The following is a 19,218-nucleotide window of genomic DNA, read 5'->3' as shown; positions in this document are numbered from 1 at the left end:
ACCAAGCTGGTTCTGCTGAACGGAATTTCATGACGCGCACCAACTCAGTGCCTGATTTCACCCTCACCGGCTGCGTTCTCGCGGGCGGTATGGGCACGCGTTTGGGTGGCGTTGATAAGGGCTGGCTTGAGATCGCAGGCGCGCCCCTGATTCAACGCGTGCTGGATCGCCTGCAAACGCAGGTAAATACCGGTCTGATTAATGCCAATCGCGGCATCGACGAATACGCCCAATTTGGCTGGCCTGTTGTCGCCGATTTGGTCTCAGATTTCGCCGGCCCCCTCGCCGGAATCAGTGCAGCGCTTGATGTGGCACGCACCGATTGGGTGCTTTTTGTGCCCGTTGATGCAGCACGACTACCCGACGATCTTGCGCTGAGATTGTGCGCAGCCGTGAGAGAAAATGGGGCATCTGCTGCATTCGTGTGCACCAGCGACGGGCCGATGCCGGTCTGCTGTTTGGTCTCACGAGACCTGCGCGACAATTTAAGGCAGCAACTTGCTGATGGAGAGCGCAGCGTTATTCGATGGCTGCGGCAGCACAATGCGGCATCGGTTAGTTATGACGAGTGGCCGCGAGAGTATTGGAGTGTGAATACGCCGGAGGAGCGGGTGCGGCTTGAGGTGTTGCTTAGCGCTGAAGCTTAGGCTTAAACGCGCTTCGCGAGGCTGCTGCCTGTTCTGATTGAGATGGCTTATTTCGCGCTGTGGCGCGAGTTACTTTCTTTGCTTGTGCAAAGAAAGTAACCAAAGAAAACACACCCTGCGTACGCGTCGGAACAAAAAGACGTTCCGATTCCCTGTGCTTCTCGTCTTGGCCGGGGTGCGTGACAGGACATCCCTGTCCAGACACGCACGCTTCGGCATCCTGCCTTCGCCCGCGCTATTCGCGCGGCTATTACCGGCCAAGACTGCGATGCTCGGCGCTGCCGAAGGGGCCCGACATCAAAAACAAAGCGACTCTTGCTGTTAATGAGGAGAGAGTCTCCTCAATGGCCTGAGCGATTCTTTAGAAGAGTAAAAGTGTTGGCGGCACTTTTGATCACATCAATCACTGCATCACGGCTCATTCGCTCGCTAGCTGATGCGATGTAGAAGTGGCTTTGCTGTGCCGGGTTCCCTTCGACAACGCCGAGCATCACAGCACTGATCGGTTATTGCCGACGCTTTGCGTCGGGCGAGGCAGGAGCCGAGCGTGCATGCCTGGCCATGGATGGCCTGTCATGCACCCCGATCAGTGCGAGAAGCGCAGGGAACCGGAACGTCTTTTGTTCCGGCGTAGTCGCAGGGTGCCCTTTCTTTTGGTTACTTTTCTTTGGGCACGCAAAGAAAAGTCACTCGCGCCACAGCGCGAAAGACGCCACATCAAAGAAGCGCAGGCAGTAACCCAAAAGAGCCCGATCTAGCGCTCAGTAAGCCGCGGAACCAACTTCGCGAAATTGCACGGCATCGTGCGCGCATCCAACTGCGTCAGCAGCAAGTGATCCCAAGCGGTTTCACAAGCATCCACACTGCCCGGCACGCAGAAAATGTATTTGCCGTTAGCGACACCCGCAAGGCAACGCGATTGCATTGATGAGCTGCCAATACGTTGATAGCTGATCGCGCGGAACAGTTCACCAAATCCAACCAGCTCTTTATCGAGCAGCGGCGTAATCGCTTCTGGAGTGCCGTCACGCCCCGTCACGCCAGTGCCACCGGTGGTGAGAATCACCTGCGTTTTATCATCTACCAACCAGTTCGAAACCACAGCACGAATGCGGTAAATGCTATCTGGCGTAATCGCACGCTCTGCGAGTTTGTGGCCGGCCTGCGTCAGGCGACTAATCAACGCATCGCCTGCGGTGTCGTTTTCCAGCGTGCGCGTATCCGAGATCGTCAGCACACTAATCGACAGCGGTAGAAATTCTTTAGTCATTTTAGTTTTCTGATTTCTCTTGGATGTGTTGGCCTTCGACAAACGTGCTGCGGCCATCAAGATAATACTCTTCCTTCCACACTGGTACGCGCTGCTTCAGCGTATCAATCGCCCAGCGCGCAGCTTCAAACGTTGGGCCACGATGACCACCGCGCACGACAACGACAACAGACAACTCACCAAGCTTGAGCAAGCCGGTGCGATGCACGAGACGGCAATGGCGAATATCGAAACGTTGCAGCGTTTCTTGCTCAATCTCAGCTAAAGCTTTCTCAGCAAGAGGCGCGTAAGCGGTGTAGTCGATGGCTTTGACTCCATCATCAAGACGCACAGCGCCACCGAACACGACAAGCGCACCGCAATCCGGATCATCGGTTTGGGCGATGAGTGATTCGATATCGAGGGTTTGATCAGTGAGGCGATTCATTTCAGCCTCCGCTCACAGGTGGGATCAAGACGAGCACTTCATCACCCATCAACGATGTATTCCGATGAACCAAGGAATCACCGATAGCAATTGCAGTCACTTCAAGGCGATCAGCTGCATTGGGAATGCGCTCTTCTACTGCAGCCATGGCATCAGCAACAGTCGCAAAATCTTTCAAATCCACCGTCAGACTTTGCACACCGGCGAGACGGCACAGCACACCATTCAATTCAACTGTTACCTGCACAGATCAGCCCCCGAGTGCATGCATGCTAATCGGACGCTCAACATATCCAGTCGCCGCATAACCTTCTTCCTTAAACCAAACATGTCCACGTATTGCGTTGAGCAATGCTTCGTCATCTGCACCGTTGCGTAGCGGCGCGCGCAAATCGCGGCCTGTGGCAGAGAACAAGCAAGAATAGAGTTCGCCAGTTGCTGTGAGACGCAAACGGTCGCAGCGCTGACAAAACGGTTTTGAAATCGTGGAGATCACGCCCAACTTGTAATCACCACCCACGCGGTAATAGCGCGCGGGATCATCAGTAGCGGGCATCGCCTCAAGCGCAAACTCATCACGCAATGGCGCGAGCATTTCGGACTCAGGCACTACACGTTCTGCAGACCACGCGCCGCTGCCATCCAGCGGCATGAACTCGATGAAACGCAACGGCACTTGTTGTGAACGCGCCCAACGTACGAGCGGCAGGATTTCGCTTTCGTTATAACCGCGCATGATCACAGTGTTGATCTTGACCGGCAGGCCTGCGTCTCGCGCAGCAAGAATGCCTGCGGTGACTTCTGCGGCGCTGCCGTGACCACCTGACATGCGTGCGAATACGGTTTCGTCTATCGCATCGAGACTGACATTTACATCATCCAGCCCCGCACTTAATAAGGTCTTGGCGCGTGCGGCGAGCAAGATGCCGTTGCTGGTGAGCGAGACGCGCTCTAAACCTTGAGCACGCAAACTCTGACATTGCTCAACAATCTGATTGAGATCTTTACGCAGCAGCGGTTCGCCGCCGGTCAGTCGCAACTCCTGAATGCCGAGCCGACCCACAAAGAGCTTGAGCAGACGCATCAACTCTTCTTGCCGCAGGATCTGATCTTTGGGCAGCCACTGCGGCTGGTCCGGCATGCAATAAGGACAACGCAGATTGCAGCGATCGGTCAGCGACACCCGCAACTTGCGTTTCCGGCGACCCAAACGATCGACCACAACCCCATCCACGCTGCTCCAAACCACGGGGGCAACGCTGTTCATGGGCTTAATTGGGAAAGTTGGGGAATCCATTGCCGTCGGTTCGCAAGCTCTATGCCTTGCTGCGTCTGTCCAGAGTATTTGTCCACAATAGCTGACAACTATATAACGAAGCACCCACATTCGACGCTTTGTGTGCTCCTGAAGCGGTGTTATAGTCCACGCAAAGATTTGGGGCTAAGTGACTTATGCAAAAGACCTTATTACTGGCAGCAATGGGCATGTTCGCGGTCTATACGACTGCTCATGCAGACAATTTGGCGATGCCGCAAACAGCGGAAGAAGCCGTACCGAGTGCTACAACTTCGATCCCCGCTGCCGCGCCGACGTCGATCAATCTGCCACGCAAGGGCGCCGGGATGGCTCAAGTCGCTAAGGAATTTGGCGAACCTCAGGTCAAACACCCTGCCGTAGGTGGTGGCCAGCCACGCCAGCCGCCAATTACGCGTTGGGATTACGCAGGTTTCTCGGTTTTCTTTGAGAACACCCACGTGGTTGACGCCGTGCGCCCAGACCAACCCGCCGAAATTCATCGTAAAGAAGAGCTCAAAGCCGCGCCCTGAGGCGCTCAGCGCGGTAAAATGGGAAACCTAATCGGGGCGCGAAAGCGCCCCGCTTCATTTGTGAGTTCCAGATGACACCTTCGTTACAAACCATCCACAGCACGATTTTTCCGGCCGAATGGGCGCCACAAAGTGCCATTCAACTGACCTGGCCGCGTGCTGATGGCGATTTCGCCAAACACTTTGATGCCGTCGAGCGCAATTTCATCGAGCTCGCTGCGGCCATCAGCCACTATCAAGACGTGATCATTGCTTATGGCCTTGACCCTGCCGCGCTGAAGCAGCGTCTAAGCAAAGCCGGTGCGATTGCTGAACGCGTCAAAATTTTCGCTGTGCGCAGCAACGATGTGTGGGCCCGCGATCACGGCCCCGTCACGGTGTTCCGCGCTGGCAAACCCGTGCATCTGGATTTCATCTTCAATGGATGGGGCAACAAGTTCGACGCGACACTCGACAACACTGTCACGCGTCAACTCGCTGATCTCGGCGCGCTCACCGCACCGATCGAGACGCTGGACTTCGTACTCGAAGGCGGCGGTATTGAATCTGATGGTCTTGGCACGCTGCTCACCACCGAACGCTGCCTGCTCGCACAAACGCGTAATCCGCAGTTCTGCAAAATGCAGATCGAAGAAAAACTCAAAGCGTGGCTGGGCCTTTCACGCGTGTTGTGGCTCACACACGGCGATTTGATTGGCGATGACACCGACGGCCACATCGACACCATCGCGCGCTTCTGCAACGCACGCACGATTGCGTATCAGGCTTGCGATGATCACAACGACGAGCATTACGACGATCTCAAAGCAATGGAGCGAGAGCTACAAGCCCTGCGCACCGACGATGGTCAGCCCTACACGCTGGTGCCACTGCCCTTACCTGCTGCGACCTTTGATGAAGACGGCAAACGCTTGCCTGCTGGCTATCCAAACTTTTTGATCCTGAACGGTGCCGTCCTCGTACCGCTTTATGGCGATGCCAAAAACGATCCGATTGCACTGGAGCGTCTGCGCCCGCACTTTCCGAATCGCGTTGTCATCGGCATTGATTGCCGTGCACTGATCAATCAATACGGTAGTCTTCACTGCGTCACCATGCAGATTCCGGCGACGCCTTAATACGGAGGGCCGTTATGAGTGAGTCGGTCGAACATTTTCGCGAGCAGTATCGTGAACAGTTCATCGGCCCGCGTTATAGCGGCTGGGGGCACTTTGCGTTCACCGTTACGGCATCGTTAGCGTTCATCGCCGTTTGCATTGCACAGATACACGCTGTGCGTACGCTGGAATGGCTGACGATTCCACTCACCTTTCTCTACGTTAATTTTGCAGAATACTTTGGTCATCGCGGGCCAATGCATCACCCGCGCAAATTCCTCGGCAAGATTTTTGAGCGACACACACGTCAGCATCATCGCTTTTTTACCGAGAGCGAAATGGCGTTTGGGAGCTCAAGAGATTTTAAAGCGGTGTTGTTTCCACCGATTTTGATTGTGTTTTTCCTGTTCGCCTTTGGCACGCCCATCACGCTATTGCTGATCTGGGGTATTTCCAGCAATGTCGGTTGGCTGTTTGCCGCAACGGGCACCGCGTATTTTCTAAACTACGAGCTGCTGCACTTTTCGTATCACGTCCCGACAAGTTCGTGGATTGCGCGCCTGCCGGGGATGGCAGCATTGCGTCGACATCACACCCTGCACCACGACCAGAGCTTAATGGTGCACTATCATTTCAACATCACATATCCGATTGCGGATTGGGTCATGGGCACGTTGTATCGCCCAGCTAAATGAGAAAGGTCTTAAATATGAAATCGCCCGCTAAATCAAAAACGCTGCGCGTCGGTCTGGTGCAACAGCCTTGCACGTCGGATCGCGATACCAATCTCAAAATGTCGGAAGACGGCATTCGCGCAGCTAAGGCTGGCGGTGCGCAGTTGGTCATGCTGCAAGAACTGCACACCTCACTTTATTTCTGCCAGCACGAAAGCACTGATCTGTTTGATCTGGCTGAACCGATTCCCGGCAATTCCACCGCATGGTTGGGCGCACTCGCGAAAGAGCTCGACATCGTCATCGTCGGCTCACTGTTCGAAAAGCGCGCACCCGGCCTGTATCACAACACCGCAGTCGTGCTTGAGCGTGACGGTTCGCTCGCAGGCGTGTATCGCAAAATGCATATCCCAGATGATCCGGGCTATTACGAAAAGTTTTATTTCACCCCCGGCGATCTTGGCTTTACGCCAATTCAAACCAGCGTCGGCAAACTCGGTCTTCTCGTATGTTGGGATCAGTGGTATCCAGAAGCAGCGCGCTTGATGGCGCTGGCGGGTGCAGAGCTGTTGCTCTACCCAACCGCCATCGGCTGGAATCCAGCTGATGATGCTGACGAACAACAACGCCAGCGCGACGCTTGGGTCACGATCCAACGCTCGCACGCAGTCGCCAATGGCTTGCCGGTACTCGTCGCCAATCGCGTTGGCTATGAAGGCGATCCGACCAAGCAAACCGCCGGCTCACAGTTCTGGGGCCACAGCTTTATCGCAGGTCCGCAGGGCGAGTTCATTGCCAAATCTGGCGAGAAGGCTGACGTGCTGGTTGCCGACGTGGATTTGGGACGCAGCGAGAACGTACGCCGCTGGTGGCCGTTCTTGCGTGACCGCCGCATTGACGCTTATGGCGATCTGGTTAAACGCTACCGCGATTAAGTCCAAGCCCGGCACTTGTGCCGGGTAGCGTTACGACTCATCAAAGCGCGCTAAAATCGCTGCCCTAGGTTCCGGGCGGCTCGCTCCGGCTCATGCACTTTGAGGAGAACACCATGCGTATTCCCGTTCTGATTGCTGCCCTCGCCATTTCTACCAACGCATTTGCCGCAGACACGCCACGCGCAACTGATTTCAAATGGATGTCCGGTTGCTGGGGTTATGAAAGCGGCGGCAGCAGTTACGAAGAGCATTGGCTCGCGCCTAGCGGCAACACCATTCTCGGCATCGCGCATCGTGATGCAGATGGGTACACGCGTGACTTCGACTACCTCCGCATTGTGACCAGCGGCACTGGCTTCGATTTTGTCAGCCAGCCCAAGGGCGACCCTGAACTGCGTTACGGCATGACCACGCAGAAGAAAGGCAGCAGCGTAACGTTTGAAAGCCTTAGTGGCCTCGGTTTTCCAACACGCATCACCTACGAATACACCGCACCTGATTCTCTCAAGGTTCGCTTTGAAGGTCGCAGCGAAGCCAATCAGCCGATGATGAATATCTTCCCGATGAAGCGTAAATCCTGCTCCGTCAATTAATTTCCTTCTCTACTAAAAAGTCCTCAAACCATGTCATCAGAACTAGAACTGTTTCGCGACAACGTCGTTCGTTTCCTCAAAGACAACGTCGAGCCCCACTACGAAAAATGGGAACGCGACGGCATCTTCCCTAAAGACCTCTATCTCAAGATGGGCGAAAATGGCCTGCTCTGCGTAGACGTTCCTGAAGAATACGGCGGCATCGGCGCAGAGTTTGCGTTCTCGATGGTGGTGCTGGAAGAAACCGCTCGCATGGGCTTCCTTGCGCTCGCATCAAATCTGTCAGTGCACTCTGACATCGCCGCGCCGTACATCCTGCATCTGGGCAGCGAAGTACAGAAGAAAAAATATTTGCCGAAAATGGTTTCCGGCGAATGCATCGGCGCTATCGGCATGAGCGAACCGGGCGCGGGTTCAGATCTGCAAGGCATCAAGACCAGCGCGCTGCCTGATGGCAACGGCGGCTATTTGATCAGCGGCTCCAAAACCTTTATCACCAACGGCCAACACGCTGGCGTGATTGTGCTTGCAACGAAGACCGATCCGAAAGCTGGTGCCAAAGGCACCACGCTGTTCACCTTCGACACTTCAGTCGCAGGCTTCAAGCGCGGCCGCAATCTGGAAAAGATCGGCCTGCACAGCGCTGACACCTCAGAACTGTTCTTCGACAACTGCCCAGTCGCAGCAGACGAAGTTCTCGGTCGCGTTGGTGGTGGCTTCGGTCACTTGATCGACGAACTCCCACGCGAACGCCTCGCCCTCGCCGTCACCGCCGTTGCTCACGCACAAGGCGCGCTGGATAAAACCGTCGAATACGCACTCACGCGCAAAGCTTTCGGCACCAGCATCGCAACCTTCCAGAACACACGTTTTGAATTGGCCAAGTGCAAAACCGATATCGAAGTACATCGCGCCTACGTCGAGAAATGCACCAAGCTCTACGCCGACGGCAAAATGGATGTCGCCAGCGCCGCCATGATCAAACTCTCTACCACCGAAATGGAAGGCCGCGTCACCGACGCTTGCTTGCAGCTCTTCGGCGGCTACGGCTACATGGTTGAATACCCGATCTCACGCTTCTGGTCAGATGCACGCATCCAGCGCATCTACGGCGGCACTTCGGAAATCATGAAGGAAGTAATTGCTCGTACGCTGGTGGGTCGCGGGTGAGCCGCGCGCTGTACGCGAAGTACAGCTTCGCGTACAGCGAATGCCCGGCCACGGAGCGTTTGGCCTAGGCAAGGAATGACTCAATGTCATTCCGAGTTAAGCCAAACGCGGGCAGGACTTACAAATTGTGATGAAGTTGCGCCATGGATGGCACAGCCATAACCATGGAGATGTGAGCACTTTTAAAAGCCCCGCAATGCGGGGCTTTTTTGTACCTGCCAACGATGAAAAGGAAACGTCCATGTGTTTAACTTCGGCCCATGAAAATTTCAAAGCAAACTGAACGCAAGCTAGAACGCTTCGCGATCAAAGATTTGACGCTGTACTTGGTTGGTGGCCAAGGCCTTGCCTTGTTGCTAGGCCTGACCATGCCGGGCTTCATCGACTATATGCTGCTGATCCCACAAGCTGTGATGAGCGGCCAATGGTGGCGCTTATTCAGCTTTGTGCTTACCCCACCCTCCGGCACTCCACTCTTTGCAGCGTTTGCCTTGTACCTGCTCTTTTTCATGGGCCGTTCACTGGAGAATCAGTGGGGAACGCTCCGCTATAACTTGTTTGTTCTCATCGGCTATCTGATGACGATAGCCGTAGCTTTCCTTATCCCCTACGGCGTAGCCAGCAATAACTACATCACCGGCTCCATCTTTTTAGCCTTTGCGTTCCTGTTTCCAAATTTTGAAATCATGTTGTTTTTTGTTCTGCCAGTAAAAATTAAATGGCTGGCGCTACTGACATGGATTTTCTATGCGTTTAGTTTCTTTACTGGGGACTGGCTAACACGCCTATTGATTCTGGCCGCAGTCAGCAATTTCTTTGTGTTCTTTGGCAAAGATATCTACTACAACGCTCGTCACGGTCATCGCAAAATCAAGAACCAAGCCAGAGAAATTGCCACACGCGACCAACCTCGCCACGTTTGCACCGTTTGCGGCATCACGGACAAGACAAATCGTGAGATGGATTTTCGCTACTGCACCAAGTGCGATCCACCTGTGGCTTACTGCATGAGCCATTTGAATACGCACGAACATAAAAAGCCTTAAGTAAAAATCCCCCTTCAGGGGGGCTCTTTTCGTGACGGATTGCGCGGACGCGATATTCGTTATGCGGTCTTCTCTTGAACGCTAACAGCAGTTAGCGATTGGCGTTACCAATAACGCCACCTCAAGAGGAGATATTTCATGTGTGGATGCTCAACTAAAAATCAGACGACTAAAAAAGTACTAGCTCATCTGGAAGCGGAGGTAGAAAGTCGAGAAATGAGTGCCGTTAAAGGAATTGGCATGTTTGTATTGCCAGCGCCTGAAAATGGAATCCTTGAAAACAAAGTTGTACGCGTTGGAGACCTTGACTACGTCGAAACCCAAAAGCGCGGACACAACTGCGTCGCCTTCAAATGGCTGCCGTACGGCTATGCCTTCGAACATGATGGAAAGACGGTAAGGCTCATGCCTGGTGACGAAAGAAAGCCTTGGATCTGCATTCCCAATCGATGCATTACCCAGGATTGCACCGACGGCTGTGCATGCACCGGAAAGCATTGCGGATAGCATCAAAAGTTTTCTCAAATAAAAAGCCCCGCCAATTGGCAGGGCTTTTTTATTGCCGCAAGAAAACTACCTCAACATCGCGCAAACAATGGCACCGAGATCACCTAGCAACAACACTGTAGTTGCCACGAAACTAATCATCATGCCAGCGCCACGCTTTTTGGCTTCAGCGATATAGCCTTGCGTGTAAAGAATGCGGCCAACGATCCAGGCTGCGCCTAATGCTGCGGCCCAAATGTCCGAGACATAGATCGCGAATAGCCACAGTGCGGGCAAATGCATGATCAAGCTTTCGAGTGTGTTTTGTTGCACGCGGAAAACGCGTTCGAAATCGGCGTTGCCGCTTACTGCTGGCGCGCTGATTTTGTATTTGCCGCGGGCCTTGCCGACTAAGGCGATCGTTGCCCAGTAGACCAGTAGCGAGAGCACTGTGATCAGTGCGGTGTGGTGGTATTGCATGTTTTCCCCTTTTTGTTTTGAAGCTTAAGAATATTTTTTGTGGCAGCTGTACGGCTTATTTGCCCTGCTTCGATGAAGTGTTGGTGACTACGCCGTCTTTGAAGTAAACAACAGTGCGCGAACCATCCGGGTATTTGTACGTCCACCCTTCTCGCACCACGCCAAGATTTTCGTTGTGACTGGTGGAATAGGGCTTGCCCAATATGCTGCGCACCTGCTCCTGGTCCATGCCGGCGATGACCTTGCCTTCGACGCGCGCATTGCGGATCACTTCTGCCTGCTTTTTCTGCGCCCGATGCTCTTTATTCCAAGCTTCGTTGGCCTTGTCGCGTTCCTGCGTTTCTTTGGAGATGCGCTGGTCGTATTGCTTGGCCAAATCCGGCACCTTGGTCGCTGGCACTACCTGCAAGGGCTTGGGGGTATAGGCCTGTGCGTCGTCGGCACAGGGTTTGTCACCGAACACCGTTGTGCCGTCCTTTTGGCAACGGAACACCTCGGCACTAGCGCCGAAGGGCAACAGGGCAAGGAATAAGGTCGCGGCAAGCGAAAAGCGGAACATGCGGCCTCTCAAATCGAATAAGGGCCTGATTATAGGGCCCGATTGTGTCGGCATTGCTTGCCCAGCGTCACAACGGCTGACAAGCCCGCCCTAACCACGGATAATCCGCGCCTCGCAAATGCTGCCCACAAGGCCATTTCGCGGCATAACCCATTAGAGGCAACGAGCAAATGAGTCAGTACGTTTTTACGATGAACAAGTGCGGCAAGATTGTGCCGCCCAAGAAAGAGATCCTGCGTAACATCTCTTTGAGCTTCTTCCCCGGCGCCAAGATCGGCGTTTTGGGCTACAACGGCGCGGGTAAGTCGACGTTGCTGAAGATCATGGCCGGCATCGACAAGGATTTCGTCGGCGAAGCGCGCCCGCAGCCGGGCCTGAAGATGGGCTATCTGCCTCAGGAACCGCAGCTCGATCCGACCAAGAACGTTCGTCAGAACGTTGAAGAAGCGATGTCGGACATCACCAACGCGCAGGCTGAGCTGGATCAGGTTTACGCCGCCTACGCTGAACCCGATGCAGACTTCGACAAGCTCTCAGCTCGTCAGCAAGAGTTGGAAGCGATTCTCGCTGCCAGCGACGGCCACAACATCGACGTGATTCTCGACAAGGCTGCTGAAGCGCTGAACCTGCCGCCATGGGATGCCGACGTCACCAAACTTTCCGGTGGTGAACGCCGCCGCGTTGCGTTGTGCCGTCTGTTGCTCTCCAAGCCAGACATGCTGCTGCTCGACGAACCTACCAACCACTTGGATGCTGAATCCGTTGCTTGGCTGGAAAAATTCCTGAAAGACTTCCCCGGCACCATCATCGCCGTAACCCACGACCGTTACTTCCTCGATAACGTCGCTGGCTGGATTCTCGAACTCGACCGCGGCACAGGCATTCCTTGGCAGGGCAATTACACCAACTGGCTGGAACAGAAAACCAAGCGCCTGTCGGAAGAAAGCAACAAGGAAGACGCGCGCCAGAAAGCGCTCAATGAAGAACTCGAATGGGTGCGCAAGAATCCTAAGGGTCGTCAGGCCAAGAGCAAGGCGCGTATCAAAGCGTTTGAAGAATTGTCATCGCAGGAATATCAGTCCCGCTCAGAAACCAAAGAGCTCTACATTCCACCTGGCCCTCGCCTCGGCGACATCGTTATCGAGGTCAAAGATCTCGGCAAGAAGTTTGGCGATCGTCAGCTGTACTCCGGCGTTAACTTCACTGTTCCGCGCGGCGCAATCGTCGGCATTGTCGGCGCTAACGGCATGGGTAAAACCACGCTGTTCCGCATCCTCACCGGTCAGGACAGCGACTATCAGGGCGAAGTCACTGTCGGTGAGACCGTGAAATTTGCCTACGTCGATCAGAGCCGCGACTCGCTCAACGGTGACAACACCGTGTTTCAGGAAATTGCTGAAGGCAACGACATGTTGCAGATCGGCAACTTCTCGATGCCAGCGCGCGCTTACATCGGCCGCTTCAACTTCAAAGGCGAAAGCCAGCAGAAGCGCGTCAAAGAACTCTCGGGCGGTGAACGTAATCGCGTGCACTTGGCCAAGCTGCTGCTCACCGGCGGTAACGTTGTGCTGCTCGACGAACCAACCAACGATCTCGACGTCGAAACGCTGCGTTCGCTGGAAGAAGCGATTCTCGACTTCCCTGGCTGCGCACTGGTCATCTCACATGACCGTTGGTTCCTCGATCGCGTAGCAACGCACATCCTCGCATTTGAAGATTCTGGCGAAGTAATCTGGCACGAAGGCAACTACCGCGATTACGAAGATGACTTCCGTCGTCGTACCGGCAACGAGCCGGGCGTGAATCGCCGTACACGTCACAAGAAGCTGGCTTAAGCCACTTCACGCAGTACAAAAGCCATCCGCTCTTATCAAAGGCGGGTGGCTTTTTTATTCCCAACAAACGCAAGTGCGGCGAATCAGCGTCGTTTTGTTAAAGTGGCGTAGAAGATTTATCGCTTTCTCCTAGCAGGACGCCGGGACAAAACCACAATTAAACAGACGGGAAATTTCATGAGCGACAACCGCTTCGAATATCGTATTGAAGGTTCTGATCTTCAGTTTGTTCAGCTCACGCTTTCACCCGGCACAGTGGCCGTCGGCGAACCCGGTTCAATGATGTTCATGGACGATCCAGTCGTTATGGACACCGTGCTGGGCGATGGCGCTAATGAAGGTTTCTTTGCTCGCATTGCTGGCGCCGTTAAGCGTGCTTTCACGGGTGAGAGCATGTTTTCTACGCTGTTTAAAAACCCTACAACGCAACCACAGCGCGTCGCGTTTGCAGCGCCCTCTCCGGGCAAAATTATTGCAATTGATCTGGCTGCCAATGGCGGCGCCATCATTTGTCAGAAAGGCGCATTTCTAGGCGGCACTCAAGGCGTACGTGTTGGCATCGCTTTCAAGAAACGTCTGCGCGTCGGCTTCTTTGGCGGCGAAGGTTTCATCATGCAGAAACTCACCGGCACTGGCATCGCGTTCATTCATGCCAGCGGCACGCTCAGCGAACAAACACTCGGCCCGGGCGAATCACTGAAAGTAGACACCGGCTGTCTCGCCGCGCTGCAAACTTCAGCAACGTATGACATCCGTTATGTCGGCAAAGCCAAGACGGCAATCTTTGGCGGCGAAGGTTTGTTCTTCGCACATCTGAAAGGTCCGGGCCAAGTCTGGTTGCAATCGCTACCCGTTCAGCGTCTGGCGAAAGGTTTGTTTGCGCATGCATTCAGCGCGCGTGGACGCTCACCGCTAGGCCGCCTTTATCTGGTCGCGATTGTGATCTTTGTCATCGCCAGCTTGTTCATTGAACCCAGAGCCTAATGCAGCCGCAGATTGCAGTACGCGTACAAGCAGCCACCCTGCCTAAAGCAGGTGTGGCTGCAACGCTGCGTTTTAGCGGTGAGACTTTAATTGTCGAAGGCCCTGAGCTTTCACTGCGCGCGGAAAGTGCACAGGTCAACGTACACGTTGGCGGCTTTGATGATGATCAGTTGTTTCTGCATTGGCATGATGGCCAAACAAGCTGGTCGGTAACGCCGATCGATAAAGCATCGCATCAAGCACTACTTGCCCAGAGTCCGTCAGCATTATTGCCACACTTACGCAAAGGCCAATTCAAAGCCAAGGCGCAACGCTTTAAGTGGAACACCGTACTCACAACTTTGGCTTTGTTCGTGTTGGCGATCGTCCTAGGCATTTGGCAGTTAGATCGCGTCGAGCGTTGGCTGGCTGCACAGATCCCACTCTCCACTGAAAAACGTCTGGGCGAAGCCACACTCAAGAGCCTGAAAAATGATGACGAACTGGATCAAACCAGCGTGGCGGCAAAAGCAGTTAGCGAAATTGGTGGTCGCCTCACCAAAGGATCGCGTTACGAATATCACTGGTTCGTCAAAGAAGATGACAGCATCAATGCTTTCGCGATGCCCGGTGGCGTTGTCATCGTGCACAGCGGATTAATCGCTAATGCTGATAGCCCAGAGCAACTTGCCGCTGTATTGGCGCATGAAGTGCAGCACGTCGAACAACGACACATCCTGCAACAGATGATTCACTCGGCAGGCTTGGCCACCGTGTTGGCGCTCACGATGGGCGATGTCAGCGCCATCGCGAGCGTGCTGCTGCACTCCGCTGGTTCCATGCGACACAGCCGCGAACTCGAAGCGCAGGCCGATGCAGGAGGCGTGAAGGCTTTGGTTGCAGCAGGCATTCAACCCAAAGGCATGGCCGAATTCTTTAGCAAATTGATGGCTAAGGAAAAAGAGAAAGGTGCGGATAAAAATCCTGCGATACTGAGCTTTCTCTCCAGCCATCCGGCTACTGACGAACGCTTGGCCGCGATGCAAGTTGAGATCAAGGCGAATCCCTGCGATTGCCAAGCGATCAAAATGGATTGGGCCGCTGTTAAAGGGAGTTTAAAGAAGTCCGAAGCGAGACCTGTCAAGCAAGGTAAATCATCATGACCACGCGACAAGATTCCTTATCGCATGCACAGACCGTAAAACGTCTGTTCATCAAGGCAGAGCGAACGCCCGCGCAAATGTTAATGATGCGCTTGGCGATTCTGGTGACACTCGTCTCTATGATTCTCGCCATCTTCTGGTTTGATCGCGAGGGTCTTAAAGATCAGATAGATGGCCATGTCAGCTTTAGCGATGTCGCCTACTTCACGGCGATGACGATCACCACCGTCGGCTATGGCGACATCGTGCCAGTGTCTAAACGCGCTCGCATCGCCGATACCATTTTTGTCACGCCGCTACGACTCGTGATTTGGCTAGTGTTTCTCGGCACCGCTTACGAACTCGTATTACAACGCTGGCTGGAGGCTCGCCGCATGACTCACATTCAAAAAACATTAAACCAACACCTCATCATTTGCGGATTTGGTCATGGCGGAAAAAGTTGTGCTTCAGAAGCAGTGGCACGCGGCACGCCCGCAAGCCAAGTGCTCATTCTTGAACGTAATACCAGTGAGCTCGCACTAGCTGCAGAAGCGGGCTATATCGGCCTACTCGGCGATGCCACACGCGAACAGGATTTGATTGATGCCGGCATTGATCGCGCCAGCAGTGTGCTGATTTGTCTGGGCCGCGACGACGCGGCCGTGCTTACCGTGCTCACGGTGCGCCAACTCAACCCTAAAGTGCGAATTGTTTGTTCGGTTGCTGAAGAAGAAAACATCAAGCTCATCAGTCAGGCCGGCGCTAACGCTACCGTCGCGCCGTCGATTGTTGGCGGATACCTGATGGCGGATTCCATCGCATCCGCACACGTTGCTGATTACATCCACGATTTGATGTGTGTAGATGGCCATGTACGCCTTGTCGAGCGCCCTGCTCGCGCAGATGAAATCGGCAAAGCCATGCGTGATCTTAGTCCCGGCCTTGTGGTGCGTCTGCTTCGCCAAAACGAACGCATTGGCTTTTGGGAAGGTCCGCGCGCGAAGGTTCAGACTGGAGATGTGTTAATCGAAATTCAGGCTAACGCAATCGCCTGATCTATTCTGCGAACACGCGCGCCAGTAATTCGTAGCTACGCAAGCGCTCGGCATGTCCGTGCAGGTTCGTCACCACCATCACTTCATCAGCGCCACTTTCGCTAACCAGTGATTCGATCTGGGCTCGCACTTTCTTAGGATTGCCGATCACCGTGCGACTGCGATATTCACGCACAGCTTCAAGCTCAAACTCGGTGTAAACATGAGCCTTGGCTTCTTCAGGGCTCGGCAACGGTCGGAACTCGCCACGACGAATGCGTAACCACGCAAGATCCATTGTCGTCGCAAGGTGATCCGCTTCTTCATCGGTCTCTGCACAAACCACGGCGACACCAAGAATCGCGTTCGCCTTAGGAAACTGCGCTGAGGGCTTAAAGCTGTCTGCATAAGCATTAAACGCCGGGCCCGCAGGCGTGGGGCTGAAATGACTGGCGAAGCTGTAACCCATGCCTGCATTGCCGGCGAGTCTTGCACTCGCACCACTAGAACCGAGAATCCAAATGGGTGGCAGTGGCACATCATCTGGAATCGCGATCACTTTGCGGAACGGGTGATTCGCAGCGAATTCCGTCTGCCCACAAAACGCCAACAGCTCAGCGAGTTGCTGCGAAAAATCATGGCCGTCACTGGCCTCCAGCGCGCGGCTAGCAGCCTGATCAGAACCAGGCGCACGGCCAAGACCCAAATCAATGCGCCCCGGATACAAAGCTTCCAACGTGCGAAAAGTTTCCGCCACTTTCAGCGGCGTGTGATTCGGCAACATGATGCCGCCAGAACCCACACGGATATTTTTTGTTACGCCCGCGATATGGCCAATCAGAATTTCTGGCGCAGCACTGGCCACGCTAGGCATGCCATGGTGCTCTGCAAACCAGTGGCGAACATAGCCGAGTCGGTCCGCAAGCTGCGCCAGATCCACCGTGCGACGGATCGCCTCCGACGGCGTAGTGCCGGTCGGCACCGGCGCCAAATCGAGAACTGAAAGTGGGATGCGCACTTGTGCCTTATGCCGCAGGCTTAAGCGTTGCCATATCAATCACAAAGCGATACTTCACATCGCTCTTGAGCATGCGCTCGTAAGCTTCGTTGATCTTCTGGATTGGAATGATTTCAATATCTGAAACAATCTTGTGCTCGGCACAGAAGTCGAGCATCTCTTGCGTTTCCGCAATGCTGCCGATCAGCGAGCCGCTAAGCGAGCGACGCTTGTAAACGAGATTGGCAACGCTCGGCGATGGATGCGGATGCTCAGGCACGCCGACCAAGGTCATATTGCCATCACGCTTCAGCAAACCAAGGAACGCATCGAGATTGTGTGACGCTGCAACGGTGTTGATGATGAAGTCGAGGCTGTTCTTGCAAGCCTTCATCTGATCCTTGTCTTTCGAGATCACGACTACGTCCGCGCCCATGCGCTTGGCATCTTCTTCTTTGCCCGGCGAAGTGGTGAATAGCGTGACGTGTGCGCCCAAGGCGTGAGCGAACTTAATCGCCATATGTCCCAGACCACCGAGGCCGACCACACCAACTTTGTGACCTTTACCAATTTTCCAGTGATGGAGCGGTGACCATGTCGTCACGCCTGCGCAAAGTAAAGGCGCAGCACCTGCAGCATCGAGTGACTCGGGGATGCGCAAAACAAACTTGTCTTTAACGACGATGTTGTTGGAGTAGCCACCAAAGGTTCGGCCACCAATGACTTTCTCAACACCACCATAAGTCCCCGTAAAGCCTTTCTCGCAATACTGCTCATCACCTTCATTGCAGCTGGCGCAGCTTTGGCAAGAATCCACCATGCAGCCGACGCCGACGCGTTGACCCACTTTAAAGCGCGTTACGTCTTTTCCGATGCTGGTGACGCGGCCAATGATCTCGTGACCGGGCAGACTGGGATATACCGTGCCGCCCCACTCATTGCGTGCCGCGTGTAAATCAGAGTGGCAAACGCCGCAATATTCGATTTCGATCTGCACATCGTCAGCGCCCGGATCACGACGCACGAACTCGTGCGGAGCCAGCGGCGTAGTAGCGCTGGTGGCGGCATAGCCGAAGGACTTGAGCATGACATTCTCCAATCTAATGAATGATGATGGCCGTGAGGCCTAGAGTCAGGGGCTGATTCTATGCGCTTCTGCGGCCCTCGTTCTGTTTTAGAATGTGGGCATTCATTCTGTAATAACAAGTTCATCGACATGAAGAAACCTGTCCGTAAAGCAAAACCCAAGGCGCGCGCCAAACCTCTGAAGGGCCCTCTGGCTTGGCGCTGGCATGGCGGCAAGCTCAAGCCGATTAACTTTGTGCAGGCCGTCGAACTGGACGATCTGATTGATATTGATCGTCAGAAAGCCGCATTGGTTCAAAACACACTGCAATTTGTCGAAGGTAAGCCTGCCAATCACGTGCTGCTCACCGGCGCACGCGGCACCGGCAAGTCATCCATTGTAAAAGCCTTGTTAAATCACTTTGCCTCGCAAGGCCTGCGACTGGTGGAAGTGCCCGTGCACGATCTGATTGATCTGCCGGATATCGTTGCGCCGCTGCGTGGCAAGAAAGAACGCTTCGTGCTCTACGTAGACGATTTCTCAGTGTCAGCTAACGATTCTGCACTCACCGCACTGAAGACTGCACTCGATGGCGGCATTGAAGATCCGCCCGATAACGTCCTGATCTACGCCACGTCCAACCGTCGCCACCTGATGCCGGAGACGAAAAAAGACAATCTGGAATATCACTGGATGGATGACGAACTTCATCCAGGTGAAAGTACTGAAGAAAAGATTTCGCTGTCCGAACGCTTCGGCCTATGGCTGTCGTTCCACTCTTTCAATCAAGAACAGTATTTGAATTTGGTACGACTGCACCTGCGCAAGCTCGGCATCAACTCAATTGATGAAGAAGGCGAAAAGCTCGCGTTGCGTTGGGCCCTCAATCGCGCCTCACGCTCCGGCCGCGTTGCCAATCAGTTTGCGCGAGATTGGGCCGGCAGACAGTAAAAGATAAGGCGCGCTG

22 protein-coding genes are annotated in these 19,218 nt (G+C 54.3%); 13 read left to right on the top strand and 9 right to left on the bottom strand.

The genetic code is table 11. The features are described 5' to 3' along the window. Positions 1-29: 29 nt before the first annotated feature. Positions 30-647, top strand: a complete 618-nt coding sequence (gene mobA, locus CJD38_RS03455) for a molybdenum cofactor guanylyltransferase MobA (protein ID WP_107938878.1) — start codon at positions 30-32, stop codon at positions 645-647. Between the two features lie 754 nt (positions 648-1,401). Here mobA and moaB read toward each other — a convergent pair. Genes moaB through moaA form a run of 4 tightly spaced genes read right to left on the bottom strand, consistent with a single transcriptional unit; the run spans position 1,402 to position 3,611 of the window. Continuing rightward, entirely contained in the window at positions 1,402-1,917 is a 516-nt protein-coding gene (gene moaB / locus CJD38_RS03450; protein ID WP_107938877.1) for a molybdenum cofactor biosynthesis protein B, read from the bottom strand. A gap of 1 nt (position 1,918) precedes the next feature. Next, positions 1,919-2,344 carry a molybdenum cofactor biosynthesis protein MoaE gene (locus tag CJD38_RS03445; protein ID WP_107938876.1) on the bottom strand — a complete coding sequence of 142 codons (426 nt, stop codon included), beginning with the start codon at positions 2,342-2,344 and terminating at the stop codon, positions 1,919-1,921. A gap of 1 nt (position 2,345) precedes the next feature. After that, a complete protein-coding gene (locus tag CJD38_RS03440; protein WP_206362864.1) occupies positions 2,346-2,591 on the bottom strand; it encodes a MoaD/ThiS family protein in 246 nt (81 codons plus the stop codon). A gap of 3 nt (positions 2,592-2,594) precedes the next feature. Next, positions 2,595-3,611 carry a GTP 3',8-cyclase MoaA gene (gene moaA / locus CJD38_RS03435; protein WP_107938875.1) on the bottom strand — a complete coding sequence of 339 codons (1,017 nt, stop codon included), beginning with the start codon at positions 3,609-3,611 and terminating at the stop codon, positions 2,595-2,597. Positions 3,612-3,796: 185 nt separating this feature from the next. On the opposite strand from moaA, the gene CJD38_RS03430 reads away from it, so the two are divergent. From CJD38_RS03430 to CJD38_RS03400, 7 genes are all read left to right on the top strand, one after another. Next, positions 3,797-4,171 (top strand): hypothetical protein, encoded by a 375-nt coding sequence (locus CJD38_RS03430; protein ID WP_107938874.1) that lies wholly within the window; start codon positions 3,797-3,799, stop codon positions 4,169-4,171. A 71-nt stretch (positions 4,172-4,242) separates the two neighbouring features. Next, complete coding sequence (locus CJD38_RS03425; protein WP_107938873.1) at positions 4,243-5,289, top strand: agmatine deiminase family protein; 1,047 nt, start codon at positions 4,243-4,245, stop codon at positions 5,287-5,289. A gap of 14 nt (positions 5,290-5,303) precedes the next feature. Beyond that, positions 5,304-5,963, top strand: a complete 660-nt coding sequence (locus CJD38_RS03420; protein ID WP_107938872.1) for a sterol desaturase family protein — start codon at positions 5,304-5,306, stop codon at positions 5,961-5,963. A 14-nt stretch (positions 5,964-5,977) separates the two neighbouring features. Next, entirely contained in the window at positions 5,978-6,877 is a 900-nt protein-coding gene (locus tag CJD38_RS03415; protein ID WP_107938871.1) for a carbon-nitrogen hydrolase, read from the top strand. 113 nt (positions 6,878-6,990) lie between these two features. Beyond that, positions 6,991-7,470, top strand: coding sequence for a DUF6265 family protein (locus CJD38_RS03410; protein WP_107938870.1), 480 nt, complete (start codon positions 6,991-6,993; stop codon positions 7,468-7,470). Between the two features lie 30 nt (positions 7,471-7,500). Next, positions 7,501-8,640 (top strand): acyl-CoA dehydrogenase family protein, encoded by a 1,140-nt coding sequence (locus CJD38_RS03405; RefSeq protein ID WP_107938869.1) that lies wholly within the window; start codon positions 7,501-7,503, stop codon positions 8,638-8,640. A 260-nt stretch (positions 8,641-8,900) separates the two neighbouring features. Further along, positions 8,901-9,686, top strand: a complete 786-nt coding sequence (locus CJD38_RS03400) for a rhomboid family intramembrane serine protease (protein ID WP_107938868.1) — start codon at positions 8,901-8,903, stop codon at positions 9,684-9,686. A gap of 180 nt (positions 9,687-9,866) precedes the next feature. Here the strand turns inward: CJD38_RS03400 and CJD38_RS03395 are convergent, their stop codons facing one another. From CJD38_RS03395 to CJD38_RS03385, 3 genes are all read right to left on the bottom strand, one after another. Further along, the gene (locus tag CJD38_RS03395) at positions 9,867-10,184 is read right to left on the bottom strand and encodes a hypothetical protein (RefSeq protein WP_146165907.1); all 318 of its coding nucleotides are present in this window, start codon (positions 10,182-10,184) and stop codon (positions 9,867-9,869) included. A 75-nt stretch (positions 10,185-10,259) separates the two neighbouring features. After that, complete coding sequence (locus CJD38_RS03390) at positions 10,260-10,652, bottom strand: MAPEG family protein (protein WP_107938866.1); 393 nt, start codon at positions 10,650-10,652, stop codon at positions 10,260-10,262. 55 nt (positions 10,653-10,707) lie between these two features. After that, positions 10,708-11,211 (bottom strand): DUF4124 domain-containing protein, encoded by a 504-nt coding sequence (locus CJD38_RS03385; protein WP_161554148.1) that lies wholly within the window; start codon positions 11,209-11,211, stop codon positions 10,708-10,710. Positions 11,212-11,381: 170 nt separating this feature from the next. Here CJD38_RS03385 and ettA point away from each other — a divergent pair, with 170 nt between their 5' ends. From ettA to CJD38_RS03365, 4 genes are all read left to right on the top strand, one after another. Continuing rightward, positions 11,382-13,046, top strand: a complete 1,665-nt coding sequence (gene ettA / locus CJD38_RS03380; RefSeq protein WP_107938864.1) for an energy-dependent translational throttle protein EttA — start codon at positions 11,382-11,384, stop codon at positions 13,044-13,046. A 177-nt stretch (positions 13,047-13,223) separates the two neighbouring features. After that, the gene (locus tag CJD38_RS03375) at positions 13,224-14,030 is read left to right on the top strand and encodes a TIGR00266 family protein (RefSeq protein WP_107938863.1); all 807 of its coding nucleotides are present in this window, start codon (positions 13,224-13,226) and stop codon (positions 14,028-14,030) included. Further along, on the top strand, positions 14,030-15,172 hold the full coding sequence (locus CJD38_RS03370; RefSeq protein WP_107938862.1) for a M48 family metallopeptidase: 1,143 nt from the start codon (positions 14,030-14,032) through the stop codon (positions 15,170-15,172). Before CJD38_RS03375 ends, CJD38_RS03370 begins: the two co-directional genes overlap by 1 nt. After that, complete coding sequence (locus CJD38_RS03365; RefSeq protein ID WP_107938861.1) at positions 15,169-16,209, top strand: potassium channel family protein; 1,041 nt, start codon at positions 15,169-15,171, stop codon at positions 16,207-16,209. Before CJD38_RS03370 ends, CJD38_RS03365 begins: the two co-directional genes overlap by 4 nt. Position 16,210: 1 nt before the next feature. Here CJD38_RS03365 and CJD38_RS03360 read toward each other — a convergent pair whose 3' ends face one another. Beyond that, on the bottom strand, positions 16,211-17,206 hold the full coding sequence (locus CJD38_RS03360) for an LLM class flavin-dependent oxidoreductase (protein ID WP_107938860.1): 996 nt from the start codon (positions 17,204-17,206) through the stop codon (positions 16,211-16,213). A 7-nt stretch (positions 17,207-17,213) separates the two neighbouring features. Continuing rightward, positions 17,214-18,272, bottom strand: a complete 1,059-nt coding sequence (locus CJD38_RS03355; protein ID WP_107938859.1) for an NAD(P)-dependent alcohol dehydrogenase — start codon at positions 18,270-18,272, stop codon at positions 17,214-17,216. Between the two features lie 129 nt (positions 18,273-18,401). On the opposite strand from CJD38_RS03355, the gene CJD38_RS03350 reads away from it, so the two are divergent. Next, positions 18,402-19,202 carry an ATP-binding protein gene (locus CJD38_RS03350; RefSeq protein WP_240783511.1) on the top strand — a complete coding sequence of 267 codons (801 nt, stop codon included), beginning with the start codon at positions 18,402-18,404 and terminating at the stop codon, positions 19,200-19,202. Positions 19,203-19,218: the final 16 nt, after the last annotated feature.

The sequence above is a fragment of the Stenotrophobium rhamnosiphilum genome (assembly GCF_003052265.1).
Lineage (GTDB): Bacteria > Pseudomonadota > Gammaproteobacteria > Nevskiales > Nevskiaceae > Stenotrophobium > Stenotrophobium rhamnosiphilum.
The sequence above is the reverse complement of the archived record's forward strand: the minus strand, read 5'-3'. Positions and strand labels throughout refer to the sequence as shown.

Bases quoted from the DNA above. Each gene is read 5' to 3' on its own strand.
- ettA (WP_107938864.1), top strand. From the start codon at position 11,382: ATGAGTCAGTACGTTTTTACGATGAACAAGTGCGGCAAGATTGTGCCG.
- CJD38_RS03385 (WP_161554148.1), bottom strand. From the start codon at position 11,211: ATGTTCCGCTTTTCGCTTGCCGCGACCTTATTCCTTGCCCTGTTGCCC.
- moaB (WP_107938877.1), bottom strand. From the start codon at position 1,917: ATGACTAAAGAATTTCTACCGCTGTCGATTAGTGTGCTGACGATCTCG.
- CJD38_RS03420 (WP_107938872.1), top strand. From the start codon at position 5,304: ATGAGTGAGTCGGTCGAACATTTTCGCGAGCAGTATCGTGAACAGTTC.
- mobA (WP_107938878.1), top strand. From the start codon at position 30: ATGACGCGCACCAACTCAGTGCCTGATTTCACCCTCACCGGCTGCGTT.
- CJD38_RS03350 (WP_240783511.1), top strand. From the start codon at position 18,402: ATGAAGAAACCTGTCCGTAAAGCAAAACCCAAGGCGCGCGCCAAACCT.
- CJD38_RS03375 (WP_107938863.1), top strand. From the start codon at position 13,224: ATGAGCGACAACCGCTTCGAATATCGTATTGAAGGTTCTGATCTTCAG.
- CJD38_RS03390 (WP_107938866.1), bottom strand. From the start codon at position 10,652: ATGCAATACCACCACACCGCACTGATCACAGTGCTCTCGCTACTGGTC.
- CJD38_RS03425 (WP_107938873.1), top strand. From the start codon at position 4,243: ATGACACCTTCGTTACAAACCATCCACAGCACGATTTTTCCGGCCGAA.
- moaA (WP_107938875.1), bottom strand. From the start codon at position 3,611: ATGAACAGCGTTGCCCCCGTGGTTTGGAGCAGCGTGGATGGGGTTGTG.
- CJD38_RS03405 (WP_107938869.1), top strand. From the start codon at position 7,501: ATGTCATCAGAACTAGAACTGTTTCGCGACAACGTCGTTCGTTTCCTC.
- CJD38_RS03395 (WP_146165907.1), bottom strand. From the start codon at position 10,184: ATGCTTTCCGGTGCATGCACAGCCGTCGGTGCAATCCTGGGTAATGCA.
- CJD38_RS03430 (WP_107938874.1), top strand. From the start codon at position 3,797: ATGCAAAAGACCTTATTACTGGCAGCAATGGGCATGTTCGCGGTCTAT.
- CJD38_RS03415 (WP_107938871.1), top strand. From the start codon at position 5,978: ATGAAATCGCCCGCTAAATCAAAAACGCTGCGCGTCGGTCTGGTGCAA.
- CJD38_RS03410 (WP_107938870.1), top strand. From the start codon at position 6,991: ATGCGTATTCCCGTTCTGATTGCTGCCCTCGCCATTTCTACCAACGCA.
- CJD38_RS03445 (WP_107938876.1), bottom strand. From the start codon at position 2,344: ATGAATCGCCTCACTGATCAAACCCTCGATATCGAATCACTCATCGCC.
- CJD38_RS03355 (WP_107938859.1), bottom strand. From the start codon at position 18,272: ATGCTCAAGTCCTTCGGCTATGCCGCCACCAGCGCTACTACGCCGCTG.
- CJD38_RS03365 (WP_107938861.1), top strand. From the start codon at position 15,169: ATGACCACGCGACAAGATTCCTTATCGCATGCACAGACCGTAAAACGT.
- CJD38_RS03400 (WP_107938868.1), top strand. From the start codon at position 8,901: ATGAAAATTTCAAAGCAAACTGAACGCAAGCTAGAACGCTTCGCGATC.
- CJD38_RS03370 (WP_107938862.1), top strand. From the start codon at position 14,030: ATGCAGCCGCAGATTGCAGTACGCGTACAAGCAGCCACCCTGCCTAAA.